The organism is Arthrobacter sp. SPG23 (assembly GCF_000876655.1).
Lineage (GTDB): Bacteria > Actinomycetota > Actinomycetes > Actinomycetales > Micrococcaceae > Arthrobacter.
Genome location: NZ_JYCN01000009.1, coordinates 233,382 through 258,399, shown reverse-complemented (window position 1 = coordinate 258,399; position 25,018 = coordinate 233,382). Strand labels below are relative to the sequence as shown.

The window sequence follows — 25,018 nt, the reverse complement described above, 5'->3', positions numbered from 1 at the left end:
AACCTACGCCGGTGAGTGCACCGCCACGGATGCCCGTTCAACGGCGGGGCACATGATCTTCACCGCGGAGTCGTTGGAGGCCTCGTCGAGGCCCAGCAGCATGCGCACTCCTGCCGCCCCGAGTTCGTAGTGGGGCAGGGACACCGTGGACAGCGGTGGCCGAAGGTGGGCCGCGATAACTTCCTGGTTGTCAAAGCCCACCACGGCCATGTCATCCGGAATGGAGAGCCCGTTTTCCCGCAGGCCGTCGTACAGTCCCATGGCCATCCGGTCGTTGTAGCAGAACACAGCGGCGACGTTGCGCTTGAGCAACTCTTCGGTGGCGCCGTAGCCGCCTTCCTGATCCGGATAAGCTTCCAGCACCAGCTCCGGGTCGAATGGAATTCCGGCAGCCTCCAGCGCATCCTTGTAGCCCTGGAGCCGTCCGTCCCTGGCGGGCGCGGGAGTGGTGGCGTTGATAAAGGCGATGCGCCGGTGACCGCCGCGGAGCAGGATTTCCGTCGCGGACTTACCACCTTGCTCTTCGTCGGGTACAACAGCACGGGCAGCGCCGGGCTCCGGAGAGAAGCAGTTGACCAGGACGAAGTCCGCCTCGCGAAGTGTTTCCGGGACGACAGTGGGACGGTGGAACCATGTTGAGTACAGGATGCCGCGCACCTTGTACTCCAGCATCATGGCGATCGCATCCGTTTCCAGATCGCGGTTTCCCTCGGTGTTGGCGATCAGCAGCGCGTAGCCGTGTTTCCACGCTTCGTCCTGCGCCCCATGGATGATCTGACCCGCGAACGGGGTGGTCGCTACGCCGTCTGCGACGAGCCCGATAAACCGTGAGGTGCCGCTGACAAGCGTCTTCGCCATAGCGTTGGGGCGGTACCCGAGCTGCCGGATCGCATCCTTGACGCGCTGACGCGTCTGCTCCGCAATGCGGGCGTTCTTCTTCTTGTTGATCACCAGCGACACCGTGGCAGTGGACACACCGGCCGCTTCAGCAACTTCGCGGAGAGTCACCGGCTGGGCACGGCTTTTCCTCACAGGAACGTCGGGGGTGGCCGCGTTGCCTGAGTCTTTCTCCTGCGAAATCATCTGTCCTCCATCAGGAGTATATCCATCAGCCATGGCCGTCATCCCTTCGTCGCCCCGCTTTCCAAGCCTTGGATCATGGCCTTGTTCAGGACCAGGAAGACCAGGAGCAGGGGCGTGATGGTGACGCACACAGCAGCGAAGGTGGCAGTCCAGTCCACCTTGCCCATGGCGCCGATGTAGTTCTGCAGGCCCAGGGGGATTGTTTTCAGGTCCTCGGAGAGAACGAACGTGTTGGCGAAGATGAAGTCGTTCCAGATGAAGATGCTGTTGACCAGCACCACGGTGACCACTGTGTTCAGCGACAGCGGCAGCGTTATCAGTCCGAAGATCCGGTAGGGGCCGGCGCCGTCAAGGGAGGCGGCTTCGTAGGTTTCGCGGGGGATGTATTCGAAGAACGATGAGAACAGGTAGATGGACATGGGCAGCGCGAAGCCGGCCAGGGGAATGATCATCGACTGGTAGGTGTCCAGCAGGTTCACGGTTGAGTAGTCGATGAACAGCGGCACCAGGGCGATCTGGACGGGAACGATGATTCCGATCAGGAACAGCCCGCGGACAAACCTGCTCAGGCGGAACCCAAGGACCTGGATGGCGTAGGCGGCCATCATGCCGAACAGGACAATCAGGATGTTGGCACCCATGGTGACGATGAAGCTGTTCAGGATGTACCTGCCGAGGTCGCCCGTTTCGAACGCCCGCGCGTAGTTCTCCCACGTCAGCGAGCTCGGCAGGGCGAACGGGTCACCGGTGGCGAAGTCGTGCTCGGTGCGCAGGCTGGTCAGGAACAGCCACGCGAGCGGGTAGACCTGGACGATCACGATCAGCATGATCAGCACCCGCGACAGGGTCCGGTACAGGCTGGGCTTGCGGCGTCGCCTTGTGATGGCGGGCTTGGGGGGCACGACGGCGGCGGGTGGAGTAGCCGGGGCTGTTTGGGTGATCATGAGTCTGCCCTCCGCTTGAGCATGAACAGGATGAGGCCGACGGCGACCAGGCACTCGATCACGATGAACACGGAGATGGTGCTGGCGTACCCGAAGTCCGTACTGGTGAATGCCGTCTTGTACATGTACGTGGTGAGCAGTTCAGAGGACTGGCCGGGGCCGCCGTTGGTCATGAGGTAGGGGATGTCGAAGCCGCGCAGGCCGTAGGTGGTGGCCATGATGGTGGTGGTGATCCACACCGGACGGATGTACGGGAAGCGGATCTTCGTGAAGAGCGTCCACTTTGAGGCACCGTCCAGAACGGCAGCTTCTTCCAGCTCCTTGGGCACGGCGATCAGCGCGGCGTAGATGATGAGCATGTACAGCCCGGTGAACCGCCAGCCTCGGGAGCGGAGACCGCGGCAAGCACCGTGTTGACGTCGGACAGCCAGGCGCGCTCGAAGGTGCCGAGCCCGATCCAATGCAGCAGCTGGTTGAGCAGCCCCACCGGGTCGATGGAGTAGATGCGGACGAAGAGGAACGCGATCGCCACCGTGGAGATCACGGCGGGCAGCAGGTACAGGGTCTTGATGAGCTCCCGTCCCCGCCGCAGGGACGTGAGCAGGCTGGCTACGACCAACGCGCCGCCAAGCTGCAGGACCAGGCAGATGGCCAGGTAGAGGAGGGCGTTGAAGAACGAGCGCCAGAAGATGTCATCGGCGGTGAGCATCCGGACGTAGTTATCCAGTCCGACGAACTCCATGTCGCTGATGCCGTTCCAGGAGAAGAAGCTGAGGAACAACGACTGAAGAATCGGAAAGAGTACGGCTGCGCAGTAGAGCAGCAATGGTGGAAGCAGGAAAACCAGGACTGAGGTCCTTGACCTGTTGGGAAGCATGGCTGGGCCTTTCGGGCGGGGGACCTTCCGGTCCCCCGCCGCTGCGGTTTACTTGAAGAACTTGGGGGCGTTCTGCTTGATGGTGTTGTCCATCGTGCTGGTGAATTGCTCAGGCGTGATGTTGCCCTGCACCAGGAGCACGAGTTCCTGCTGGAGCCTGCCGTTGGTGGTGGGGTCCAGCTGGGTGTCCCACGGCATGGCCTGCTTTGCCCCGAGGGTGTCGGCCGTTTCCAGCGCCTTCTTGTACAGCGGGGTGGCGTTGGCCGGGACCGTGGTCTGCACAGTGGTGGTGGGTGAGAGGGCGCCCGTGGCCGCGTACTCGGCGGGGTATTTCGCCAGGGCAAACTTCAGGAAGTCGCTCACCAGCGGATCGTAGGTCTTGGAGTTGACGGCCATTCCGATGCCTGACGGGGAGACGAACTCGTTGGCCGACGTCACCGAACCGTCCGTCGTTGGCAGGGTGAAGAAGTCGATGTCGTCCCGGACCTCGGAGTTCAGTTTGTCGGTAGCCAGGCTGGGCAGCTCCCACGTGCCGATGTTGTACATCGCCGCCTGCCCGGACGTGAACTGGTTCTGCGCGTCGGAGTAGCCCTGGGCGGAGAAGCCGTCCTGGAAGCACTTGGCCTTGCCCAGCTCGGCCATCCACTTAACGGTCTTCTGCCCGGCGGGATCGGTGAACGTCGCCTCGCCCTTCTTCAGCTTCTGGACGAACTCCGGACCGGCTGCCCTGAACGGCTGATAGGCCACATAGCGTTCCAGCGGCCACTGGTCCTGGCCGTCGATGGCGATCGGCGTGATCCCCGCACTGCGCAGCGCCGTGCACATTGCCGGGAGGTCATCGAGGGACTTCGGCACCGTAACGCCCGCCTTTTCCAGCAGCGCCTTGTTGTACCAGATGAATTCCAGCTCGAACTGGAACGGGATCATGTACAAGGAGCCGTCGTCAAAACGCTGGTAGTCCAGGGCCCCGGGCCGGTAGTCATCGTAGACGTCCAGTGACTTCAGGAGCTTCTCGGCGTCCACCATTTTGCCCTGCTTTGCCAGCTGCTGGGCGAAGGGCGTGGCGTCCGTGTCGAAGAGTTCAGGCAGCTTGTTGGCCGCTGCCAGGGTCTCCAGCTTCTGGATGTAGGAGGGGCGGTCCGGGGTGGTGATGAGGTTCAGTGCGAAGCCCGGGTGGTCCTTGGCGTAGTCGTCGGCGAGCTTCTTCATGATGTTGATGACTGCCCCGTCGGCCGGACGTGACAGCAGCCACGAAATTTCGCGGGGTTTGATCTCGCCGGTGGGGCTGACGTTGGCCGGGTCGCTGGCGGCTCCTACGCCGCCGCAGGCTGACAACGCCAGGGCTGCGGCGGCTGCGACGGCGGCAGCACGGAATAGTTTCTTCATTGCGGCAATCTCCCTTGATTGGGTCAGTGGGTTGGGGTGGGGCTATTCAGTTTTCGGTGCGCGTACGTATCTCAAGTTCAGTGACGGTGGCGGATCCTTCGCCGGCGAAAAAGCCGATCCGCCCCGCAGGCAGGTCGTAGATCCGGGTGCTGAGCGCCACCTGCCGGTCGACGACGGCGACGCACAGGTCGCCGTCGACGATGACCTCCAGCGTGTGTTGGCCGGGGCTGAGATCACAGGGGCGCTCCAGTTCGACGTCGAACGGGACGTCCCCGGAAACGTGCCATTGGGCGTCTCCGGTGATGGCCCGCGGCCAGCGGTCGAAGACGAGCCGGCCGCGTTTCGGTTCCAGTCGCAGGATGTAGGAGTGGTCCCCGTCCTGGCTGGAGCGCAGCAGCAGCCCGCACTCTGTGGTGCCGGGGGCGATGTCCAGCACAGCCTTGGCATAGAACTGGCCGGGCAGTTCCTCGTCGGATACGACGGCGGTGTACCCGTCCGGCGCGTCCAGTCGCGTGGGCAGCCCGCTCGTCAATGAAACGGGGACGTCGTCCCAGAAGCTGTCCACGAGTTCGTCGGCGAAGCCGAACGCGAGCGTTCCGTCCGGGTTCTGGCGGGCTTCCAGCACGGACATGGTGCCCGCCCACTGCCAGGCGCCGTCGTCGGAATTTCCTTCCTTGCTGGCGATCCAGCCGAAGAAGAAGCGGCGCCCGTCCCGTTCGGCAGTCTTTGAGGCGTAGAACGCCCGGCCGTCGATGCTGTCCCGGTCCGGGACGGTCCACGGCCCGTCGGGGCTCGTGGCCATGCGGTACCGGGTGGTAAACGATTCGGAAAACTCGGAGTAGACCATGTACCACCAGCCGCCCCATGAGAAGACGTCCGGGCATTCATGCGTGATATAGCGGCGCGGATCCCAGAACGGTTCCGCGTACTCCCAGGCCATCAGGTCGGTGGAGACGCACTGGGCGATGACGCCGCGGCGCCGTTCCGGTCCGGCGGAGTGCCGGGCCGCCAGCAGCATCCGCCACCGGCCTGTGCTCTCATCCCGGAATACGAAGGGATCCCGCCAGTCCCCGGACTCGAAGCCGTCGGGGGCGCCGAAAGTGAGTTCGGGATGCTTGGTCCAGGACTGCATTCCGTCGGTGCTCGTGGCGTGCATGACCAGCTGGAGGGGCGCCCCGTCCGCTCCCAGGTTGCGCGGGTTCTGCCCTGTGTAGAACAGGTGGTGGGTGCCGGTTTCATCGACCACGACGCTGCCCGTGTAGGCGTTGAAGTCGAGATCGTCCTCAGTGCCGTGTTGCAGGGCAACGCCGTGGTACTCGAACTGTGTGAGGTCCTTGGTGGTGACGAGGTTCCATGACGTGCCGGGTTTCGGGTCCGAGCGTACTTCGTGGAGGTAGAAGAGCCAGAACTCCCCGTCCTTCTCGAAGGGGATGAGGTCACCAACCCATCCATCGGTGGGCTGGAAGAAGACTGAGCGTTTCATCTGCGCTGATGTCCATTCTGCTAAAGCGTTTGATCACCATGAACCTAGCGTCATTAGTCGTGTTGATCAAGCGTTTTAGCAAATATATATTTTTCCTCCCGGTGACCCGTAGCGTTCCGGGATAGCAGCGAAAGTCAGTTTGATCAAACGCTTGACCATGGCCCGCGAATCACACTATCGTCCTGCGTAGGCACGTCCACGGCAGCCCCGTGCTGCCGTGGAGCGAGCGGGCCTACGAGCTCGAACTCGACATCTCCTGGGACGCGGCGACGAACGTCGGTGTCTCGGTGGGCCGCTCCTCAGACGGCTCGCGCCACACGAACGTCCGCATGGGCTCATGCCAACGGACCAAGGACTACGTGACCAAACGCACCGCAGAGGGCAAGAGCAAACGGGACATCATGAGCTGCCTCAAACACTACGCAGCGCGGGAAATCTACCGCCAGATCACCAACCCGCAAGCGGCTCCAGACAACTCAGATCTACGCCAAACGCGCATCACGCTCGGCTGCACGATTGCTAGGGTCGCACGAGAGCTCGGCCAATAGCCCTCCAAAATTTCCCTCCTGGAACGCGGCCTCCTCCGCAACGACGCCTTGGCCGCCGACTACCGCCGGTGGCTAGCTGGGAACCCAGAACGAGAGGACCTTAGAGCAACGCAGCGATGTCCTGGACCGCCCGTGTGAGAGCAGCCATGGAGGACGTACCTCCGTGACCTTCGTCCTCAATGACGATGAGCCGGCTTGAATCCCAGCCCCGGTGCAGACGCCATGCGGTGACGACAGGTCCGCTGACATCCCGCTGGCCATGGATGAGGTAAGCGGGGATGCCGTTGAGTTCGTGAATTCGAGGAATGATCTCTTGTCCTTCGACGAGGAAACCGTCGTTGGCCCAGTAGTGCGTCACGAGGAGTGGGAACGTCATGCGTTCTTGCTCGTCTTCAAACATCGGGCCAGGAAGCCAGCTTGGGTCCAGCGAAATGTGCGTGGATTCCCACCGATCCCAGGACAGGGCAGCACGGCGGGCGTCTTCGCGATCCTGGCCTGCAAGCCGGCGCGCGTAGGCATGGATCACGCGTTCTTTTGGTTCCGCGCCGGCCGCCTCTGCAAAGTCAGCCCACGCTTCGGGAAAGATGTGTCCAACATCTTCTGTGATCCACTGGATCTCTTCACGGCTACTTGTCGTTACTGCGACCAGTGCAATACCGAGGACCCTGCTGGGATGCTGCAACGCATAGGCGAGTGCAAGTGTGCTGCCCCAAGATCCGCCGGTGACGATCCACTTCTGTATGCCCAGATGCTGCCTTACGGCCTCGATGTCTTCGATGTCTTCGATCAAGGCTTGGGTCGTGTTCTCCGAGAGATGGTCCAGGTCGTCTTGAACGATGGGAGTGCTATTGCCGCAACCGCGTTGGTCCAAACGGAAGAACGCCGAGTGGGTCAGCTAGCTTTGACTGGCAATTTTGCAACACTTCCGGATAGGATCATTGATTTTTCTTTATCCGCATTCTATCTGCGACTAACAATCCTTGAATTCCAATGGTCGATTCAGCTTGCACCCTGCCACATATAGCGTTTAGCCTTGTAGTGTTCAAGTATTTCTATATGGGGGAAAATTTGGGGAAACTAAGTAAAAAGTTCGCTATTGTCGCATGCACCGCTCTTCTTGCGGGAATTGCAGCCCAACCCGCTAGTGCAGCCGAAAAAAGGACGCTTTCTAACGCTGAAATCGAGGCACAACTCGACCAGTATGTAGCAAAGAAACCTCGGGATATTGTGGGGCTTGATCGTCTCTCGAAGAGGCTCACGGGACAGGGGACGCGCGTATCCATCAACGGCGAAGGAGAAGTGACCCCGGAGCACGCGCAAGCGGTCCTGAACGGCAAGCACTCGGGGTTGACTCTGGCCGCCTTTCCTTCAGATGCCTTCGATGTCTACGTCACCTACGTGCCGCTGGCGCAAGGCAGTCGCCAACTGAAGGTCTATGGCCAGTGGGACTGGAGGGACGACTTCGTGGGCCAAGCGGCTCCGGAAGACATCGCGTCACTTCAGTTCAGCTACCCCGACTGCGTCAGGCACGGAAATCTGGCGGCCAACACCGGCATGTGGGATGGTTCCGTCACCAACCGCGCCACCCTCAGAGATGCAGGTGTTTCATCAAAGGCGCCAATCTGGAACATCCACGATGGAACCTCTGGATTCGCGAATTTGACAGATAATGGGTACGTAACGTCGACTCTGAACGCGGCGAATTGCACAGTTGGCGGCCCGGCTCAAGTTGGTATCGCCTTCGCTTATGAGGCCAACCGTGGCGGCAGTGTAGTGTCTGTCTCGGCAGGTTTCGGCGCACTTAGCGTTGGTTACTCAAACCAAGGCGACGTGCTGAGGAAGTCATCACAACCAATATATGGAGCACTTTAATAGTGGATCAAACCCTACTGACGTTCTTGGTTATAATTTTCACTGCAATATTTCTGTACTGCCTTTATGGCGTTATATATCGCGCAGTGAAAAATGCAATCCGCGACTCAATAGCCGAGGCCGATCAGAGCGACCTTTTTATGCGGAAAAAGACCGGAGACACCGATCCGCTGTAGTGCAACAAGCATTTGCAGATGAAGGGTCCAGCGCAAAGACGCTGGACCCTTCATCTGGGTCTGAAACGGTGCCAAATTCTGACATCACGGATTCTCAGCTCCACATGTCCGCCCGGACCGGCTCGCCTGCCGCAGCTTCCTCGCCGGGCAGCGGGATCTCATTCATTTCGATGCCGGCCGTTTCCGGGATGAACCGGATGGTCACCAGGGTGGCGATGGCCAGGACCACGATGTAGAGCGAGAAGACCCAGCCGAGCTGCACGGAGCTCAGCCACGTGTGGAGGTATGGCGCGGTGCCGCCGGGGACTGCGGCGAAGGTGGCGATGTACGCCGCGTTGGGGTCCATGCCCTTGCCCGAGATGGCGAAGGACGAAGCGAAGCTTACCCACGTGTAGTACAGGACGTTGGTCAGCAGGGACAGCATCAGGATCCGGACGGCAATGATGGTCAGCTGGCGCTTGGTGACGGTCCGGGCCGTGCCGTGGTGTTCCTTGGCTTCCTCGAAGAATCCTGATTCAACGGCCTGGCTGCGCAGGTAGAGCGCGAAGATCGCCAGCAGCGCACCAGCACCGAAGGCATAGCGCCAGCCGAATGCCAGCATGTCCGCCTTCGGGAACACCGATGTCAGCAGGATGCTGAGGCCGGTTGCCGCCATGATGCCCAGCAGCATGGTCATTATGATGTTGCTGCCCCACAGGCCGGTATGGACTGTGGACATGGTTCACCTATCGAGCGTGAGATGAGCCGAGGCCGGCAGCGGTTCAGCCGAGGCCGGCAGCGGTTCAGCCGAGGCCGGCAGCGGTTCAGCCGAGGCCGGCAGCTACCCGTGGGTGACTGCGGCGCCCAGCAGACCGAACAGCGTCCCGGCCGCCAGGGCAATGAGGGCACGCTTCCCTGTGGGATACAGCCAGCGCACTCCGAACACGGCCACTGCCAGGATGAGGCCGTTGGCCGCGCTCAGGATGACCGCGATCCACTCGCTCCCGGTGGCCACCCCGAAACCACCGCCGCTGCACCCGCTGACGCCGCACCAGGCAAAACTCGCCACCATCCACTGCGGAAGGCTCAGCAGAACTGCCAGCGGAACGGCCCACCAGAGCTTTGTGACGTCCGGGGTTATCCCGCGCAATTTCGCCGTCGGGTACTGACGCGAGGGGCCGGGCGTGCCGGCAGCGGGGACCGGTGTGCGCCTCCGGGCGCTGAGGACAATCCACCGGAAGACCCCCGCGTTGACCGCCGCAAGGAGGAGGTATCCGAGATAGTAGAGGACCGTAGCCAGGCCCAGTCCGCCGCCGGAGCCAAAAGTGCCGATCACGAAATACGCAAGCGAAACGGGCAGGGTCAGGACCACCAGGACCAGCAGCAGCCCCTCCTTGAACCCGGGATCCAGGCCCAGTACAAGGACTCCGCTCAGCAGCGCAGCCACCACAACGGCGAACGTCACCGAGAGGTAGACGACGACGGCGGTTCGGGCCCAGCGCGGCAGGGCCCTTCCATTCGGCTGTGATCCACTGCCCACAACGTTCCCCCCTTGACGTCGTTCCCCGCCCTGCGGCCCCCCTAACCCCTCACCCGAACAGCGCCGCGACGCCGGTCAGCGTGACAAAAACTCCGTAGAGCAGAGGTATCCCCACCAGCGCCCAGGCCAGGACAAGCATGCCGGTGACCGCTTTGACGGGCGCCTGTGCGCCGCCGGTGTTTTGTGTGTTCATCTCAGGCCTCCAAAGCAGGTTCGGGCCGACGGCGGTCGGAGCGGGGTTCGTGGAACCGTTCGTCCACGGGTTTGACCAGCAGGTTGGCGGCGAAGCCGACCACCAGCAGGGCCACCATGGTCAGCAGGGCCGGCTGGTAGGACGCCGCGTTCAGCTGTCCGGGCTTGCCCTGCGCATCCAGGAACGCGTTGACAATCAGCGGCCCGGCCACCCCGGCGGCGGACCAGGCGGTCAGCAGCCGGCCGTGGATGGCGCCCACCTGGAAAGTGCCGAAGAGGTCCCGCAGGTAGGCCGGTGCCGTGGCGAAACCGCCGCCGTAGAACGAAATGATGAAGAACGCCAGCGCCACGTACAGGACAGTGGTGCTGGAGCCGGCCAGTGCCAGCACCGTGTAGAGCACCGCTCCCACGCCCAGGTACACCATGTAGATGCGCTTACGGCCGGTGACGTCTGAGGTGGCGGACCAAGCGAAGCGCCCGGCCATGTTGCCGATCGATAGCAGCCCCACAAAACCGGCGGCGACGCCGGCACTGACCAGGGACACGCCGTCGGACTTTCGGAAGAAGTCCTGGATCATGGGCGCCGCCTGTTCCAGGATGCCGATTCCCGCAGTGACGTTGCAGAACAGCGCCACCCACACCAGCCAGAACTGCCGGGTCTTGATCGCATTCTTGGCCTCCAGCAATCATGTGCCCAAATCATCAGCAAACGTACTATTGGCGCGCCAAGCGGTAGGGACTTTACGACGAACGGTCCGGTAGGTTGATGCTGAACTCTCACTTACCTTCAACCGGGGCGGTTTTCTGATGGACGCGGACGTCATCATCATCGGCGGCGGGCTGGCCGGGCTGGTGGCCAGCGACGAGCTGGTCCGGGCCGGCAAGCGCGTGGCGATCCTGGACCAGGAGAACGCAGCCAACCTGGGCGGCCAGGCCTTCTGGTCCCTCGGCGGGCTGTTCCTGGTGGACACCCCGATGCAGCGGCGCCTGGGCGTGAAGGATTCCTTCGAGCTGGCCTGGCAAGACTGGCAGGGCTCGGCCCAGTGGGACCGGCTGGACGGCCCACTTCCGGAGGACGAGTGGGCGCAGCAGTGGGGCCGCGCGTACGTCGAGTTCGCGGCCGGGGACAAACGCTCCTGGCTGCAGGAGCACGGCATCAAGTTCACGCCGCTGGTGGGCTGGGCCGAACGCGGCGACGGCAGGGCCGGCGGCCACGGCAACTCGGTCCCCCGCTTCCACGTCCCGTGGGGAACGGGCACCGGCGTCTCCGAACCGTTCGCAGACAAGGCCCGGGCGGCCGCTTCCGCGGGCAGCGTCACGTTCCACTTCCGGCACCGGGTGGACGGGTTAACGTTCGACGGCGGCACGGTCACCGGGGTGCGCGGCACCGTGCTGGCACCGGACGCTTCGCCGCGCGGCGTTGCCTCGAACCGGGACGCTATTGGGGAGTTCGAGCTACGCGCGCAGGCGGTGGTGATTGCGAGCGGCGGGATCGGCGGCGACCACGGGCTGGTGCGCCGGTGGTGGCCGCAGCGGCTGGGGACGCCGCCCGCGAAGATGATTACCGGGGTGCCCCGGCACGTGGACGGCCGGATGCTGGACATCGCCGACCACGCGGGCGTCCGGCTGGTGAACCGCGACCGCATGTGGCACTACACCGAGGGCATCCAGAACTGGAACCCCGTCTGGCCGGACCATGCCATCCGGATCCTGCCGGGGCCGTCGTCGCTGTGGTTCGACGCGCTGGGCCGGCGGCTTCCCTCCCCCGGGCTGCCCGGCTACGACACCCTGGGAACCCTGCGGCTGCTGCGGGCCACCCCGGACATCCAGCAGTACAGCCATTCCTGGTTCATCCTGAACCAGCGGATCATCGAAAAGGAGTTCGCCCTCTCCGGCTCCGAGCAGAACCCGGACATCACCAACCGGGACCTGAAGCTGTTGCTCCGGTCCCGTCTGGGCAGAGGCGCCGCAGGGCCCATCGAAGCGTTCAAGGAGCACGGCGAGGACTTTGTGGTGGCGGACAACCTGGCGGATCTGGTCCGCGGCATGAACGGCCTCACTTCGGAGCCGCTGCTGGACTACTCCGGGCTGCGCCGGCAGATCGAGGAACGGGACGCCGAGATCCGCAACCCCTACTCCAAGGACACGCAGATCCTGGGCATCCACAACAGCCGCCGCTTCCTGGGCGACCGGCTGTTCCGCACGGTCAAACCGCACCGGATCCTGGACCCGGCAGCCGGCCCGTTGATTGCCGTGCGGCTCCATGTTGTGACCCGCAAGACCCTGGGCGGCATCCAGACGGACCTCAGCGGCCAGGCTTTGTCGCACGACGGCGAGCGCATCCCCGGCCTCTACGCTGCGGGTGAGGCAGCGGGGTTCGGCGGCGGCGGGGCCCATGGCTACAACGCACTGGAAGGCACGTTCCTGGGCGGCTGCCTCTTCACCGGCAGGACCGTGGGGCGTTCCCTGGCGCGGGTGCTTTAGCTGGAAACGCACCACGCCCGTCTGGCTTAAATGCGCGCCACATCAATCCAGTAGCGCCGGAAATTCCGTCCGTTCCCGCCCATCCTCACATCCTCCAGCAGGCCTCCGCAACGCTCGATGGTCCTGGCTGACGCTGCATTGGTGTCATCGCAGGTCAGAAGCACGCGGTCAGGCCCTCCCTGAGCAGCCACACGGGCACACACTTCATGGAGAGCCCACGACGCCGCCCCTCGCCCGCGATAGGACGGCCGGACGCCGTATCCGATGTGGCCGCCTGAGTTCAGGAGGGCCGGAGTGAGGTAGTGGCGGAAGGCAATCGCTCCCACGTACCGCGGGCCCTCCGTGATCCAGCGATAGGTGCAGGGAACAATGCCGCCCGATTCGGCGACCCGTTCAGCACCCGCCAGCCTTCGGACCCAGGCAGCGAACCCCTCCGCGGTGGTGACGTCGTCGTCCGGCAACAGCCCGGCACCGTCCTGATGGGCGCCGCCCCACTCGCGGTGGGACTCGGCAAACGACGGGTAGAAGGACGCGTCCGGGACAACAAGTTCAAACATGCAGACGACCCTATCGTGTGGCTGCTCCGCGATACGTGCCGCCTCTAAGATGAGGCATGGACTTCGAGGACACGCTCTGGACGGTTTTGGGCGCGGGGCTGGTTCTGCTGATGCTCGTTGACGTCTTCCGCACGCTCCTGTACCCGCACGGTTCCGGTCCCCTGGGCCGGGCGATCATGCGCGGGTTCTGGCTTGTGTCCAGAAAATTGCGGGGCCGGGGCTCCTTCATCGCTGCACCCTTGGCGATGGCCGCCGTCATTGGCGCGTGGGCAGGTCTGGCGGCCATCGGCTGGGCCCTGCTCTACCTGCCCCATCTGACGGACGGTTTTATCTACGGAGCCGGGGTTCCGCTGCGGGCCGACTTTGCCGAAGCCCTCTACATCTCCCTCGTCACTCTTTCCACCGTGGGGTTCGGCGACATCGTGGCAGCCCACCCGGTACTCAGGCTGGTTGTTGCCCTCCAGGCGGTCACCGGTTTCGGGTTGCTGACAGCTACGGTCACCTGGATCCTGCAGACGTTCCCGGCCCTGAACCGCCGCCGCGCCCTTGCCCACCAGCTGACCCTGTTCGGGGAGGCTGCGGGCCCGGCAGGTGTCCTGGCGCTGGACCCCAGTCACGCTGCCGGGCTGTTGGAGTCAATTGCCGGAAACGTGGCATCGGTGAGCATAGACCTGCTCGCATTCCATGAGACTTACTACTTCCGTGAAATCGAGCAGCGCGGCTCCTTGCCCGCAACGGTGGCGTACGCCCAGGAGCTGGCATCCCAGGCCCAACGCAGCGAGAGCCCTGAACTCCAGTTCGCCGGGCGCATGCTCCACGCGGCACTGGATGGGCTCGCGGACGTCCTTCGCGGCAAATTCGGCCATGCAGGAACCACGGCCGCCGATGTATTCGACAGCTACGAGCTGCACCACAGACACGTGCGGCGCGGAAGACCGGACGCAAACTAGCCTCCCTGCTACTGCCGCCGCGGGTCTGGGCAATCAGAGAACCTTTGTCCTTAAAGCCGTCTGCTGTAGACACCCTCCAGCGAAGGAAGGCATCCACGGCAGAACAGCTGCCGCGGGAAGCGGCGACTATTTGTCGCAGGCGGTGCCGTCGTTATCGCGGTCAAGACCGGCACGGTAGCCCGGCTGTCCTGAGTAGATCGGCGCGGCCCCTGCGGCCTTCGCGTCGGCGCAGCTGGCGTAGTAGGCGGTGGCCGGCGCCTGGACTGCCGGGGCAGGGGGAGCTACGGGCGCCGCGGGAGCTACCGGCACCTGCGGCGCTGCCTTTTGAGCCGCAGCTTGCTCGGCCGCCAACTTCGCGGCAGCCGCAGCTGCTGCAGCCTTGTCCGCTGACGCCTTATCTGCCGCTGCTTTGTCCGCAGCGGCCTTGTCCGAAGCCGCCTTTACTGCCGCAGCCTTCTCTGCAGCTGCCTTGTCCGCGGCGGCCTTTTCCGCCGCCTCCTTCTCAAGGTTCTTGACGCCGAGGTGCACGGTGGAGTCCTTCGCCACCTTCGCGCCCTCCGTGGGGTCCTGGGACGTCACCTGCCAGTTCTTCTTGGACATGATCATTTTGCCGTCGACGGTGTCGTCCGCCTTGACCTTGAGCCCAAGGTTTTCCAGCTGATCCGTGGCCTTATCCAGGGTCAGGCCCATCACGCTGGGAACCGTGACAGCGTCTGCAACCTCTGCAACAGCGGTTGCAGAGGATGCCGCCTGTTTGCCGCCGCATCCGGTCAGCATGAGGCCGGTAAGCACAACAAGTGCCAGTGTCTTCTTCATTTTTCCCCTAGGAAAGTTTGGAACTGTGGAGTGATTGGGTTTGGCTAGCCTTCGCAGGCGATGCCGTCGGAGTCGCGGTCCAGGGCAGCCCGGTAACCTGCCTGCCCCGCGTAGATGGGAGCGGCACCTGCGGCTTTCGCCGCCGCACAGTTGGCGTAGTACGCGGCAGCAGGGGCGGGCGCAACGGGAGCGGGAGCCTGGACGACAGGAGCCGGAGCAACAGGAGCGGGAGCCGGCGCAACCACAGCGGGGGCGGGCGCTGCCGGGGCAGGGACTGCCACAAAAGGCGCAGGCTCAGCAACGGCGGGTGCCGGAGCCGGCTCAGGCGCCGCAGCGGCGGGCGCCTGCTCATTCGTCGGCGCCAGCTGGCCCGAGCAGTCGGCCAGGATCCGTACCATCGCGTCGTGCTCCGCCTGGGTGACCCACAGGCTGTACGTTGCCTTCACGGAAATCTGCCGGGCGACGTATTCGCACCGGAAGCCCTTGTTCGGCGGCAGCCAGGTGGCGGCGTCGCCGTCGCCCTTTTTGATGTTGGTGGGACCGTCGGTGGCCTGCAGGTTCAGCGGATCATTGGCGAAGGCCGTCCGCTGTTCCGTGGTCAGCTGCTGCGCGCCCTTCTGCCAGGCATCGCTGAGGGCCACAACATGGTCTATCTGGACCTTGCTGCTGGTCGCACTCCCCCGCAGGAAGCTGATGCTGGTGCCCGTGTAGGGATCCGCCAGCATTCCGGACTGCACCTTGCACGGGACGCTGTTCGTGTAGGTGATGCCCGTCAGGTCGCGCCTGAGGATGTCGTTCCGGGTGTCGCAGCCGTTCCGGTCAACGTCCGCCCACGCCTGCCCGAACAGGGCGCGGTCATACCCCGTCTTCGGTGCGCGGCCCTTGATCGGAAGGGTGGCCAGCAGGTCCGCCGCCTTGGTGGCAAAGGCGGGCTGGGACTTCGGAGCCGTTGCGCTGACGCCCTGCGCCAGGACGTAAGGGCTGTCAGGATCCAGCGGTTCGCCCGTCTCCTGGACGGTTGGAGCGGACGACGGCGTCGGTGTCGCCTTGGCAGGAGCGCTCGCCGCAGCGGAGGCCTGAGACGCGGTGCTCTCCGATGAGGCCGCCTCAACGTTCCAGGAAGAAGTCCGCGGCATTGCGACGGCACCGCCGATAAGCAGGGCAAAGGAGACGGCAAGGGCGATTGCCCCCGCCTTTCGCTTAGCCGGGAGCCACGCCCAGGAACGGCGACCGGTCGCCAGGACATAGAGGCCGGTGAGTCCCGCCGTAATGGCCAGGAAAACCAACGCGCCACCCAAGCCGCCGCTTAGGGCGCCGAGAAGCATAAAGAGCGCCGTGATGGCCCCGACGATGTACGTGGAAGCGCGTGGCTTGCGTGGCGGCCTCGGCCCCTCCCCGGTAGGTGCTGACCCCAGAAGGGTCACATAGTTCGACATTCTTTTCCCCATTAATAAAGGCCCGAAGACCGGGCCCGCAATGTCGCAGGGCATCTGCTTAACCCGTGCAAAATCGTCTTCATGAGGTTATTTCCCGGAAATGGATAAATGGTTCGGGTTGACGAATCTTGGGCGAATACTGGGCCAGTCTTGATCTGTTCTTGATCGAGACCGACCATTTCAAGGTTCCCGGCTTAACAATTGCTATTGGTGCGTCCCGCTGCCGCCTTCGTACAGTTCCGGACGATCGCCAACAACCCCCTCGCCTGCCGTCCTTCGTGGACAAGGAGCGGGGAACGGGAGCATAATGGTTAGCAGAGCTAATTAGCAATGCTAAGGATTCGGATAGCCCCGGATTCCTTCCCTACGGCCAGGAGGCGCACCCGCCCGCATGACCCCCGCCCCAACCACGAACCAGCCCACAGCCGACCCCGCCGCCACGGACACCCTGGCCATAGACCTCCGCACAGCCGTGATGCGCACGTCGCGACGGCTCCGCGTCGAGGCCACCGGCGAGGCCATCACCCCCGGCCAATACACCGTCCTCGCCCAACTCAACGGCAGCGGCCCCGCCACCCTCCGGGCGCTCGCCCAACGCGAGCACGTGCAGGCACCCTCCATGACCCGGATCGTCAATGCCCTCGCGGAGCAGGGCTTCGTCACCCGGAGCGCCCATCCCGACGACGGCCGCCAGGTCCACGTGGACATCACCGGCGCCGGGCGCACCGTCCTGGAAGCAGCGCGGAACCAGCGGACCGCGTGGCTTGCCCAGCGCGTGGCCGGACTCAGCGAGGAGGACCGCACCGTCCTCAGCCGCGCCGCCCGCATCATGCAGGAAATGAGCGGCAAATGAGTGCCATGTTCCGCGCCCTGGAAAACCGCAACTACCGGATCTGGGCCGGCGGCGCACTGGTCTCCAACATCGGGACCTGGATGCAGCGGGTGGCGCAGGACTGGCTGGTGCTGACGGTCCTCACCAACCACTCAGGGGCCGCAGTGGGCATCACCACCGGCCTGCAGTTCCTGCCCATGCTGCTGTTCGGCCCCTACGGCGGCGTCCTGGCCGACCGCTACCGCAAACGCGTCATCCTGCTCTGGACCCAGCTGGCCATGGGCCTCACCGGCCTGGCCATCGGACTCCTGGTGGTCACCGGCACGGCCCAGCTCTGGCACGCCTACGTTGCCGCCTTCTGCCTGGGCATCGCCAGCGCCATCGACGCGCCGGCACGCCAGGCCTTCGTCTCGGAACTGGTGGGCCAGGACAACATCGCCAACGCCGTGGCCCTGAACTCCGCCTCCTTCAACACCGCAAGGCTCACCGGCCCGGCGATCGCCGGCGTGCTCATCGCCTGGGTGGGCACCGGCCCCGTGTTCCTGCTCAACGCCGCCAGCTTTGCCGCCGTCCTGTTCTCCCTGTTCCGGATCCGCACCTCCGAGCTGGTGCCGGCCGTCACCGCAAGCCGCGGCAAGCACCAGGTGGCCGAGGGCATCAACTACGTCCGCCGCCGCCCCGACCTGGTGCTGATCATGTTCCTGGTGGGGATCCTTGGTGCTTTTGGCATGAACTTCCCCGTCACCAACGCGCTCATGGCCACCACTGAATTCCACGTCGGGCCGGGCGAGTTCGGCCTCCTGGGCTCCATCATGGCCATCGGCACCCTGGCCGGGGCCCTGCTGGCAGCCCGCAGGTCCGGGCCGCGGCTGCGGTTCATGCTCGGCGGTGCCCTGGGCCTGGGAGTGTTCACCCTCCTGGGCAGTGTGTCGCCGACGTTCTGGCTCTACGCCGCCGTCCTCATCCCCGTGGGCCTGGCGTCCATCACATTCCTCAACAGCTGCAACACCAGCATCCAGCTCAGCGTGGAGCCGCAGTTCCGCGGACGCGTCCTGGCCCTCTACCTGGCCATCCTGCAGGGCGGCACCGCCCTCGGTGCGCCACTGATGGGATGGATCGGCAGCGAATTCGGCGCCCGCTGGTCCGTAGCCGCCGGCGGCATCGTGGTGCTGCTGGCAGGCCTGGCCGCCGTGGTGGTTGTCAGCCGGCGGAGCCGGCTGACTTTCCGCCAGAGCCTCAGCATTGCCTTCCGCGGCAGGCGCGAACCCGCCGTCTGAACCCGCGCCGTTCTAGGCGGGCGCAGGCCTCACGGGAGCGAGGAAATGTTGAGGATGTTGCCCTCGCTGTCCAGGAACCAGGCGGCCTTGCCCACGTCCAGGGTGGCGATGCCGTTCTCGGTCTTCAGGCCCGGGAAGTCGTACTCCTCAAAAACGACGCCGCGGCCGCGGAGCTCCTCCACATCCCGCTCCACGTCAGTGGAGCCCCAGCCCATCTGCGTATTCTTGGCGCTGCCGGCGTTGTCCGTCTGGTAGAGCAGGAACGAGGTCCCGTTGCCGCAGCTGTAGATCAGGTTCTGATCGTCCAGGGTACGGGAGGGTTCGAGTCCCAGCTTGTCCCGGTAGAAATCCCTGGCCCGGTTGATGTCCTTCGCAGGCAGTACAGCCATGACTTCCAGATCTTTGAGCATGACACTTCTCCTTGCCGCATCCTCAATGGCGATATCTCCCCCGGTAACGGCCCGGCCACCCCTCGCCAGTCCATGTGATCGCCCTCCGCGCCGACTCCCTGGGCGGCCACCCGGAACCCTGAACCGTTGCATCAACCGCCAACGGAGCGGATTCCCGAAGCTTATATGGCCATTATGGACACGATTCAGCGCCGGCGAAATAGGGTGTTGCTACCCCGCCCGGACCGGCGTCCGGAACGCTAGGCTGGAGGCACGGCTGAAGACACCCGGCCACTGCACCGTCGTCCGGGAGCACACCGTGACTGTTGACCAAACACCGCATAACCGCCCAGGGAACGAGCCAGTGCCCGACGCCGGCATCCGCCAGCTCGCGGCCGGCACCTTCGGACTCCCCCCTCTCCGCGCCGGCCAGCTCGCCGGAATGCGCGCCCTCATCGCCGGCCGGGACGTCCTCGCCGTGATGCCCACCGGCTACGGCAAGTCCGCCATCTATCAGGTGGCCGCGCTCCAACTGCACCGAAACAGCGCAAGCCGCGGTCCCGCCGTCGTGGTTTCCCCGCTGATCGCCCTGCAGGAGGACCAGCTGGACGGCCTGCTGGAAACCCTCGGCGGGCAGGCCGCCGTCGCCATCAACTCCGGCCACAGCGATTCCGAAAACAACGCCGCCTGGGAAGCCGCGGAGAGCGGCGACGCCGTGTTTGTCTTCCTCGCCCCGGAACAGCTCGCCAAGGCCGAGACCGTGGAACGGCTCGCGGCCCTGGACGTCCCGCTGTTGGTGGTGGACGAAGCCCACTGCGTCTCCTCCTGGGGCCACGACTTCCGCCCCGACTACCTGCGCCTTGGCGAAGTCCGCGCGCAGCTGGGCAACCCGCCCGTCGTCGGCCTCACCGCCACCGCCTCTCCCCCGGTACGCGAGGAAATCCAGCAGCGCCTGCACATGGCGGACCCGCTGGTCCTGGTGCACGGCTTCGACCGGCCCAACATCCGGCTGGAAGTCATCCGCCACCACAAGGACAAGGACAAGCGCCGCGCCGTGACCCGGCAGGTGGCCGAGCTGAAGGGCCCCGGCCTTCTGTACGCCGCCACCCGCAAGGACACCGAGGCGTACGCCGCCGGGCTCACCGCCCTGGGCCTGCGCGCCGAGGCGTACCACGCCGGCCGGAAGCAGAGTGAGCGGGACCGCGTCCACCAGCAGTTCCTCGACGACGAGCTCGACGTCGTGGTGGCCACCACCGCCTTCGGCATGGGCATCGACAAACCCAACGTCCGTTTCGTCATCCACGCGGACATCCCCGATTCGCTGGACAGCTACTACCAGGAGATCGGCCGCTGCGGGCGCGACGGCCAGCCCGCCTCCGCCTTCCTGCACTACCGCTCCGAGGACCTGGGCCTGCGCACGTTTTTCGGCACCCACACCCCGGACGAGGAGTCGCTCCTGGCCGTCCTCCAGGCACTGCGCGCCGCCGGCGGACCGGTGAAGCAGAAGGCCCTCGCCGAGCAGACCGGTTTCTCGCCGCGCAAGCTCACCGGACTGCTGAACCAGCTCCAGGAAACCCGCGCCGTCCGCACCGGCAAGCGCGGCATCCGGCTGGAAGCGGGCGCCAAGCTGCCCAGGGTGGTGGAACGCGCCGTCGAACATGCCGAAGCACGCCAGCGCGTGGACCGCTCCCGCATCGAGATGATGCGCGGCTACGCCGAGACGGACGCCTGCCGGCGCCAGTTCCTGCTGGGCTACTTCGGCGAGGACCTCCCCGAGCCCTGCGGCAACTGCGATACCTGCACCGACGGTTCCGCCTACGAAGAAGATTACGACGACGCCGCAGCGGCCGCCGCGGGGGGTGACCCTTTCCCGCTCCAGGCCGCCGTCCGGCACAAGGAATGGGGGCCGGGCCTGGTGATGCGGCACGAGGAGGACACCATCACCGTGCTGTTCGAACAGGCGGGCTACAAAACGCTGTCCCGCCAGGCCGTGACGGACGGGAAGCTGCTGACACTCGCGACGTGACCGGTTGGTGGCCGCATTCGGTAGTGTCAGGTCATGGACAGCGGCACGTTGGTCAACTTCGCCTTGGTTCTCTTCTTTGTGCTGCTGGGCGGCGTCTTTGCCGGCACCGAAATGGCGCTGGTGTCCCTCCGGGAAAGCCAGGTGCGCCGGATCGAAAAGACCGGCAAACGCGGGGCCCGCGCCGCCGCGTTGGCCCGGAACCCCAACCGGTTCCTCTCCACCGTCCAGATCGGCGTGACGCTCTCCGGTTTCTTCTCAGCCGCCTACGGCGCGTCCAACATTTCACCCGATATCGAACCCATCCTGAAAGGCGCGGGGTTCGGCGCCGCGGCCGAGCCGGTGGCCTTTATCGGCATGACGCTGCTGGTGGCCTATCTCTCGCTGGTGCTGGGTGAGCTGGTTCCCAAGAGGCTGGCCATGCAGAGCGCCGTCGGCTTCACCAAGGTCCTGGCCCCGCCGCTGGTGGTCCTGTCCGAGGTCATGCGGCCCGTCATCTGGCTGCTGTCCGTTTCCACCGACGCCGTGGTCAGGCTCTTTGGCGGTGACCCGCACGCCAAGCGGGAGGGCATCAGCTCCGAGGAGCTCTGGGACATGGTGGCGGAGAGCGACCTGCTGGAAGAAAGCAGCCGGCACATCCTGACCGACGTGTTCGGCGCTGGAGACCGCACGCTCCAGGAGGTCATGCGCCCCCGGACCGAGGTGACGTTCATCGACGGCACCATGACCATTGCGGACGCCCGCAGTATGGTCCGGGACGGCCCGTATTCGCGGTTTCCCGTGATCGGCAGGACCCCGGATGATGTCCTGGGCTTCGTCCACATCCGCGACCTGATGCCCCGGGATGAACAGCAGGACCAGGGAATGGTGAAGGACATTGTCCGCGAGCTCCTCCCACTGCCGGGAACCAACCGGGTCCTGCCGACGCTGTCGCGGATGCGACGGCTGGGCCACCACATAGCGCTGGTGGTGGACGAATACGGCGGCACGGACGGCATCGTCACGCTGGCAGACCTGGTGGAGGAGCTGGTGGGCGAAATCTACGACGAGTACGACACAGGGGCCGACCACGAGGACCGCGTCACCGTGGCCAACGGATCCATCGACGTGGACGGCGGCCTGATCCTGCAGGAGTTTGCGGCGGCCACCGGCATCTCACTGCCGGAGGGCCGCTACGAGACAGTGGCCGGGTTCGTCATCTCCCGCCTGGGCCGCCTGCCCGTCGTCGGGGACCGGGTGGAGGTGCCGGGCCACGTGCTGACGGTGCTCGCCATGGACAGGCTCCGCATCGCCCGGATCCGGGTGACGCCCGTGACGGGGCAGCCGCCGGCCCGGTGAACAGGCGTCCCTGGCGGGCAGCCGTCAGAGGACCTTGGACAGGAACGCCTTGGTCCGCTCGTGCTGCGGATCGCTGAGGACCTGCCGCGGCGGCCCGGCCTCCACCACCACGCCTTCATCCATGAACACCAGGGTGTCCGCCACCTCGCGGGCGAAGCCCATCTCGTGCGTCACCACGATCATGGTCATGCCGCTCTTGGCCAGCTCCTTCATGACGTCCAGCACCTCGCCCACCAGTTCCGGGTCCAGTGCACTGGTGGGCTCGTCGAACAACATCAGCTTCGGGTCCATCGCCAGTGCGCGGGCGATGGCCACACGCTGCTGCTGCCCGCCGGACAGGTGCGCCGGATAGGCATCCCCCTTGTCCCCCAGGCCCACGCGCTCCAGCAGTTCCTTGGCCCGGGCAGTGGCTTTGGCTTTGGAGATCCCCTTTACCCGCATGGGGGCCAGGGTGATGTTCTCCACCGCGGTCAAATGCGGAAACAGGTTGAACCGCTGGAACACCATCCCGATTTCCTGGCGCTGGAAGGCTGCTTCCTTGAGCTTCAGTTCGTAGAGCTTGTCCCCCTTCTGGCGGTAGCCCACCAGCTGGCCGTCCACCGACAGCCGGCCGCCGTCAACCCGCTCCAGATGGTTGATGCAGCGCAGGAACGTGGACTTGCCCGAACCGCTGGGCCCCACCATGCAGAGAACCTCCCCCGGGTTGACCTTGAGGTTGATTCCGCGCAGCACCTTATTGGTGCCGAAATTCTTGGAGACCTTCTCCGCGAGCACCATCGGCGCGTCCGTCATCCTTTTCCTCCAAAGTCATTGCCGAGCGGTCCGCCGGGAACGCCCGGGGCACCGGGACCGCCCGGTCCGCCGGAAACCGCCGTCGGTTCCGGCGTCGTGCCTTCCTTGCCCGTCTTGGCCCGTCCGGTTCCGCGCGAGAACCGCTTTTCAATGAAGTGCTGGCCCACCATCAGCACCGAGGTGAAGAGCAGGTACCAGAGGGACGCCACAATCAGCAGCGGCACCGGCGTGAACGTCACCGCGGAGATACCCCGGGACACGCCGTAGAGGTCAACGCTCAACGGGATCGCCGCCACCAGCGAGGTGGTCTTGAGCATCGAGATCACCTCGTTGCCGGTGGGCGGAATGATGATCTTCATCGCCTGCGGGACCACCACAAACCGCATCGTCTGACCCCAGGACATGGCCAGCGCCGTCGACGCCTCCGCCTGCCCCTCGTCCACTGACAGCAGGCCGGCCCGCACAATCTCGGACATGTAGGCAGCTTCGTTGAGGGCCAGGCCGATCACCGCGGTGATGAAGAGGTTGGTGAACACCTCATTCGGGATGGTGACCCACGGGTCCATGAACGGGATGCCCAGCGTGAACACCGGATAGATGAGCGCCACGATGCCCCAGAACACCAGCTGCACGTACACCGGGGTGCCGCGGAAAATCCAGATGTACAGCCAGGCGATGCTCTTCAGCACAGGGTTGGGCGAAAGCCGCATGATGGCCAGCAGCAGGCCGATCACGATTGCGCCGATCATCGCGTAGATGGTCAGCCACAACGTGACCCACGCGGCCTGGCTGATCCGGCGGTCGAAGATGTATTTGCCCACGTCCGCCCAGCCGTAGTCCGGGCGCTGGGCGGCGTCCAGCACAAAGACCGCCAGCCCGAGGATGAGGAGCACTGCCACCACGTTCCGCCACGGGTGGCGCAGCGGGATGGCCACGATCGCTTCCGGCGGCGCGCCGTCGTCGTCCACTGCCCTGCCTGCCCGCTGCTTCCTGGCGGATTCGGGCTTCCTGCCCGGTTCCGGCGTCCTGCCGGGGTCCCCGTTCCTGCCGGGGTCCGCCTCAATCATCCGGCCGGATTCCGGCTCGCTCATGCTGTATCACCCCTTGGCTGCCACGTTGAGCTCCGCCGTCTTGACTCCGCCGGCTTCCACTCCCCACTTGGACAGGATCTTGGTGTAGGTGCCGTCGTCGATCAGCGTCTGGAGCGCCTTCTGAAGGGCCGGCGTGAATTCGCTGCCCTTGGCCACGGGGATGCCGTACGGCGCCACTTCGAAGGCGTCGCCGGCGGTCTGCAGCTTGTCCTTGGTCTTGGAGATCGCGTAGAGGGTCACGGGCGAATCGGCGCTCATGGCGTCCACCTGTCCCACCACCAGGGCGTTGGTGGCCTGGTCCTGCGCGTCGTACTTGAAGATGGTGATGGCGGGCTTGCCGGCGTCGGTGCAGGCCTTCGACTTGGCGGGCACCTCGTGGGTGTCCTCATACGTGGTTGCCTGCACGGCCACCTTCAGCCCGCAGGCGTTGTTGGGGTCCACGGTCTTGCCCTTGGGGGCGGCCCACTGGATGCCGGCGGAGTAGTAGTTCACGAAGTCCACCTGCTTTTCGCGTTCCAGCGTGTCCGTGAAGGAGGACATGCCCATGTCGTCCTTGCCCGCGCGCACGGCCGGCAGGATGTTGTCGAAGGTGCCGATGTCGAAGTTGACTTTCAGGCCCATCACCTTGCCCAGGGCGTTGGTGAGGTCCACGGACCAGCCTGCCGGGGCGCCGTTGTCATCCTTGAACTCGTTGGGCGGGTAGTTGTTGGCCATGCCCACGTTCAGCACGCCGGCGTTCTTGATCTTCTCCGGCAGCATCGCGGCAACGGCGTCATTCTTCTTCACGTCGATGGCCTCGGCGGTGCCGGACGCGCCGCCGGTGGCCGCCGGCTGGCTGTTGTCGACGCAGCCGGAAAGCGAGAGCGCCGTGGCGATGGTGAGGACGGGAATGAGGTATCGGGTGCGCATGGCTTCCTTAGCTGTTCAGGGATTTTTGCAGCTCCCGCAACGCC

General features: G+C 65.0%; 23 protein-coding genes and 2 pseudogenes. 8 read left to right on the top strand and 17 right to left on the bottom strand.

The window, feature by feature from the left end:
- Nucleotides 1-3: 3 nt before the first annotated feature.
- From TV39_RS04535 to TV39_RS04515, 5 genes and pseudogenes are all read right to left on the bottom strand, one after another.
- Nucleotides 4-1,083 (bottom strand): LacI family DNA-binding transcriptional regulator, encoded by a 1,080-nt coding sequence (locus TV39_RS04535; RefSeq protein ID WP_144406310.1) that lies wholly within the window; start codon nucleotides 1,081-1,083, stop codon nucleotides 4-6.
- A gap of 38 nt (nucleotides 1,084-1,121) precedes the next feature.
- Entirely contained in the window at nucleotides 1,122-2,027 is a 906-nt protein-coding gene (locus tag TV39_RS04530; protein ID WP_043478905.1) for a carbohydrate ABC transporter permease, read from the bottom strand.
- Nucleotides 2,024-2,904, bottom strand: a pseudogene (locus TV39_RS04525) (carbohydrate ABC transporter permease). The gene TV39_RS04530 and the pseudogene TV39_RS04525 overlap by 4 nt, the downstream one beginning before the upstream one ends.
- A gap of 48 nt (nucleotides 2,905-2,952) precedes the next feature.
- Entirely contained in the window at nucleotides 2,953-4,290 is a 1,338-nt protein-coding gene (locus tag TV39_RS04520) for an ABC transporter substrate-binding protein (protein ID WP_043478903.1), read from the bottom strand.
- A 46-nt stretch (nucleotides 4,291-4,336) separates the two neighbouring features.
- Complete coding sequence (locus tag TV39_RS04515; protein WP_043478900.1) at nucleotides 4,337-5,773, bottom strand: GH32 C-terminal domain-containing protein; 1,437 nt, start codon at nucleotides 5,771-5,773, stop codon at nucleotides 4,337-4,339.
- A 209-nt stretch (nucleotides 5,774-5,982) separates the two neighbouring features.
- Between TV39_RS04515 and TV39_RS04510 the strand changes: the two genes are divergently transcribed.
- Nucleotides 5,983-6,321 (top strand): hypothetical protein, encoded by a 339-nt coding sequence (locus tag TV39_RS04510; protein WP_043478898.1) that lies wholly within the window; start codon nucleotides 5,983-5,985, stop codon nucleotides 6,319-6,321.
- A gap of 100 nt (nucleotides 6,322-6,421) precedes the next feature.
- Here the strand turns inward: TV39_RS04510 and TV39_RS04505 are convergent, their stop codons facing one another.
- A complete protein-coding gene (locus tag TV39_RS04505) occupies nucleotides 6,422-7,192 on the bottom strand; it encodes an alpha/beta fold hydrolase (protein ID WP_235347268.1) in 771 nt (256 codons plus the stop codon).
- 167 nt (nucleotides 7,193-7,359) lie between these two features.
- On the opposite strand from TV39_RS04505, the gene TV39_RS04500 reads away from it, so the two are divergent.
- A complete protein-coding gene (locus tag TV39_RS04500; RefSeq protein ID WP_144406309.1) occupies nucleotides 7,360-8,193 on the top strand; it encodes a hypothetical protein in 834 nt (277 codons plus the stop codon).
- A gap of 270 nt (nucleotides 8,194-8,463) precedes the next feature.
- On the opposite strand, the gene TV39_RS04495 is transcribed toward TV39_RS04500, so the two are convergent.
- The 4 genes and pseudogenes from TV39_RS04495 to TV39_RS04485 all read right to left on the bottom strand — a co-directional run.
- On the bottom strand, nucleotides 8,464-9,087 hold the full coding sequence (locus tag TV39_RS04495; protein WP_200890946.1) for a hypothetical protein: 624 nt from the start codon (nucleotides 9,085-9,087) through the stop codon (nucleotides 8,464-8,466).
- Nucleotides 9,088-9,189: 102 nt separating this feature from the next.
- Nucleotides 9,190-9,888, bottom strand: a complete 699-nt coding sequence (locus tag TV39_RS04490; RefSeq protein WP_043478892.1) for a hypothetical protein — start codon at nucleotides 9,886-9,888, stop codon at nucleotides 9,190-9,192.
- A 49-nt stretch (nucleotides 9,889-9,937) separates the two neighbouring features.
- The gene (locus tag TV39_RS22315; protein ID WP_200890945.1) at nucleotides 9,938-10,081 is read right to left on the bottom strand and encodes an MFS transporter small subunit; all 144 of its coding nucleotides are present in this window, start codon (nucleotides 10,079-10,081) and stop codon (nucleotides 9,938-9,940) included.
- A 1-nt stretch (nucleotide 10,082) separates the two neighbouring features.
- Nucleotides 10,083-10,763 (bottom strand): annotated as a pseudogene (locus TV39_RS04485) (MFS transporter); the annotation flags it as partial.
- A gap of 124 nt (nucleotides 10,764-10,887) precedes the next feature.
- On the opposite strand from TV39_RS04485, the gene TV39_RS04480 reads away from it, so the two are divergent.
- Complete coding sequence (locus TV39_RS04480; protein ID WP_043478889.1) at nucleotides 10,888-12,564, top strand: FAD-binding dehydrogenase; 1,677 nt, start codon at nucleotides 10,888-10,890, stop codon at nucleotides 12,562-12,564.
- A gap of 26 nt (nucleotides 12,565-12,590) precedes the next feature.
- Here the strand turns inward: TV39_RS04480 and TV39_RS04475 are convergent, their stop codons facing one another.
- Complete coding sequence (locus TV39_RS04475) at nucleotides 12,591-13,121, bottom strand: GNAT family N-acetyltransferase (RefSeq protein ID WP_043478886.1); 531 nt, start codon at nucleotides 13,119-13,121, stop codon at nucleotides 12,591-12,593.
- A 56-nt stretch (nucleotides 13,122-13,177) separates the two neighbouring features.
- Between TV39_RS04475 and TV39_RS04470 the strand changes: the two genes are divergently transcribed.
- Nucleotides 13,178-14,071: a potassium channel family protein gene (locus TV39_RS04470; protein WP_043478883.1), complete on the top strand. Its 894-nt coding sequence runs from the start codon at nucleotides 13,178-13,180 to the stop codon at nucleotides 14,069-14,071.
- Between the two features lie 126 nt (nucleotides 14,072-14,197).
- Here the strand turns inward: TV39_RS04470 and TV39_RS04465 are convergent, their stop codons facing one another.
- Both TV39_RS04465 and TV39_RS04460 read right to left on the bottom strand, forming a co-directional pair.
- Nucleotides 14,198-14,887: an excalibur calcium-binding domain-containing protein gene (locus tag TV39_RS04465; protein ID WP_043478880.1), complete on the bottom strand. Its 690-nt coding sequence runs from the start codon at nucleotides 14,885-14,887 to the stop codon at nucleotides 14,198-14,200.
- 44 nt (nucleotides 14,888-14,931) lie between these two features.
- Complete coding sequence (locus tag TV39_RS04460) at nucleotides 14,932-16,323, bottom strand: GmrSD restriction endonuclease domain-containing protein (RefSeq protein WP_043478877.1); 1,392 nt, start codon at nucleotides 16,321-16,323, stop codon at nucleotides 14,932-14,934.
- A gap of 391 nt (nucleotides 16,324-16,714) precedes the next feature.
- Between TV39_RS04460 and TV39_RS04455 the strand changes: the two genes are divergently transcribed.
- Entirely contained in the window at nucleotides 16,715-17,176 is a 462-nt protein-coding gene (locus tag TV39_RS04455; protein ID WP_043478874.1) for a MarR family winged helix-turn-helix transcriptional regulator, read from the top strand.
- A complete protein-coding gene (locus TV39_RS04450) occupies nucleotides 17,173-18,432 on the top strand; it encodes an MFS transporter (RefSeq protein ID WP_043478871.1) in 1,260 nt (419 codons plus the stop codon). The genes TV39_RS04455 and TV39_RS04450 overlap by 4 nt, the downstream gene beginning before the upstream one ends.
- 29 nt (nucleotides 18,433-18,461) lie before the next feature.
- Here TV39_RS04450 and TV39_RS04445 read toward each other — a convergent pair whose 3' ends face one another.
- Entirely contained in the window at nucleotides 18,462-18,842 is a 381-nt protein-coding gene (locus tag TV39_RS04445) for a VOC family protein (RefSeq protein ID WP_043478868.1), read from the bottom strand.
- 343 nt (nucleotides 18,843-19,185) lie between these two features.
- On the opposite strand from TV39_RS04445, the gene TV39_RS04440 reads away from it, so the two are divergent.
- Entirely contained in the window at nucleotides 19,186-20,847 is a 1,662-nt protein-coding gene (locus TV39_RS04440) for a RecQ family ATP-dependent DNA helicase (protein ID WP_043478865.1), read from the top strand.
- A gap of 33 nt (nucleotides 20,848-20,880) precedes the next feature.
- The gene (locus TV39_RS04435; RefSeq protein WP_043478862.1) at nucleotides 20,881-22,182 is read left to right on the top strand and encodes a hemolysin family protein; all 1,302 of its coding nucleotides are present in this window, start codon (nucleotides 20,881-20,883) and stop codon (nucleotides 22,180-22,182) included.
- A 24-nt stretch (nucleotides 22,183-22,206) separates the two neighbouring features.
- Here the strand turns inward: TV39_RS04435 and TV39_RS04430 are convergent, their stop codons facing one another.
- The 3 genes from TV39_RS04430 to TV39_RS04420 are packed head-to-tail and all read right to left on the bottom strand — an operon-like array spanning nucleotide 22,207 to nucleotide 24,974.
- On the bottom strand, nucleotides 22,207-22,974 hold the full coding sequence (locus tag TV39_RS04430; protein ID WP_043478859.1) for an amino acid ABC transporter ATP-binding protein: 768 nt from the start codon (nucleotides 22,972-22,974) through the stop codon (nucleotides 22,207-22,209).
- On the bottom strand, nucleotides 22,971-24,065 hold the full coding sequence (locus TV39_RS04425; RefSeq protein WP_082049493.1) for an amino acid ABC transporter permease: 1,095 nt from the start codon (nucleotides 24,063-24,065) through the stop codon (nucleotides 22,971-22,973). The genes TV39_RS04430 and TV39_RS04425 overlap by 4 nt, the downstream gene beginning before the upstream one ends.
- Before the next feature lie 6 nt (nucleotides 24,066-24,071).
- The gene (locus TV39_RS04420; protein WP_043478856.1) at nucleotides 24,072-24,974 is read right to left on the bottom strand and encodes an ABC transporter substrate-binding protein; all 903 of its coding nucleotides are present in this window, start codon (nucleotides 24,972-24,974) and stop codon (nucleotides 24,072-24,074) included.
- Nucleotides 24,975-25,018 lie beyond the last annotated feature (44 nt).

Bases quoted from the DNA above. Each gene is read 5' to 3' on its own strand.
- TV39_RS04535 (WP_144406310.1), bottom strand. From the start codon at position 1,083: ATGATTTCGCAGGAGAAAGACTCAGGCAACGCGGCCACCCCCGACGTT.
- TV39_RS04530 (WP_043478905.1), bottom strand. From the start codon at position 2,027: ATGATCACCCAAACAGCCCCGGCTACTCCACCCGCCGCCGTCGTGCCC.
- TV39_RS04520 (WP_043478903.1), bottom strand. From the start codon at position 4,290: ATGAAGAAACTATTCCGTGCTGCCGCCGTCGCAGCCGCCGCAGCCCTG.
- TV39_RS04515 (WP_043478900.1), bottom strand. From the start codon at position 5,773: ATGAAACGCTCAGTCTTCTTCCAGCCCACCGATGGATGGGTTGGTGAC.
- TV39_RS04495 (WP_200890946.1), bottom strand. From the start codon at position 9,087: ATGTCCACAGTCCATACCGGCCTGTGGGGCAGCAACATCATAATGACC.
- TV39_RS22315 (WP_200890945.1), bottom strand. From the start codon at position 10,081: ATGAACACACAAAACACCGGCGGCGCACAGGCGCCCGTCAAAGCGGTC.
- TV39_RS04480 (WP_043478889.1), top strand. From the start codon at position 10,888: ATGGACGCGGACGTCATCATCATCGGCGGCGGGCTGGCCGGGCTGGTG.
- TV39_RS04475 (WP_043478886.1), bottom strand. From the start codon at position 13,121: ATGTTTGAACTTGTTGTCCCGGACGCGTCCTTCTACCCGTCGTTTGCC.
- TV39_RS04470 (WP_043478883.1), top strand. From the start codon at position 13,178: ATGGACTTCGAGGACACGCTCTGGACGGTTTTGGGCGCGGGGCTGGTT.
- TV39_RS04465 (WP_043478880.1), bottom strand. From the start codon at position 14,887: ATGAAGAAGACACTGGCACTTGTTGTGCTTACCGGCCTCATGCTGACC.
- TV39_RS04460 (WP_043478877.1), bottom strand. From the start codon at position 16,323: ATGTCGAACTATGTGACCCTTCTGGGGTCAGCACCTACCGGGGAGGGG.
- TV39_RS04455 (WP_043478874.1), top strand. From the start codon at position 16,715: ATGACCCCCGCCCCAACCACGAACCAGCCCACAGCCGACCCCGCCGCC.
- TV39_RS04450 (WP_043478871.1), top strand. From the start codon at position 17,173: ATGAGTGCCATGTTCCGCGCCCTGGAAAACCGCAACTACCGGATCTGG.
- TV39_RS04445 (WP_043478868.1), bottom strand. From the start codon at position 18,842: ATGCTCAAAGATCTGGAAGTCATGGCTGTACTGCCTGCGAAGGACATC.
- TV39_RS04435 (WP_043478862.1), top strand. From the start codon at position 20,881: ATGGACAGCGGCACGTTGGTCAACTTCGCCTTGGTTCTCTTCTTTGTG.
- TV39_RS04430 (WP_043478859.1), bottom strand. From the start codon at position 22,974: ATGACGGACGCGCCGATGGTGCTCGCGGAGAAGGTCTCCAAGAATTTC.
- TV39_RS04425 (WP_082049493.1), bottom strand. From the start codon at position 24,065: ATGAGCGAGCCGGAATCCGGCCGGATGATTGAGGCGGACCCCGGCAGG.
- TV39_RS04420 (WP_043478856.1), bottom strand. From the start codon at position 24,974: ATGCGCACCCGATACCTCATTCCCGTCCTCACCATCGCCACGGCGCTC.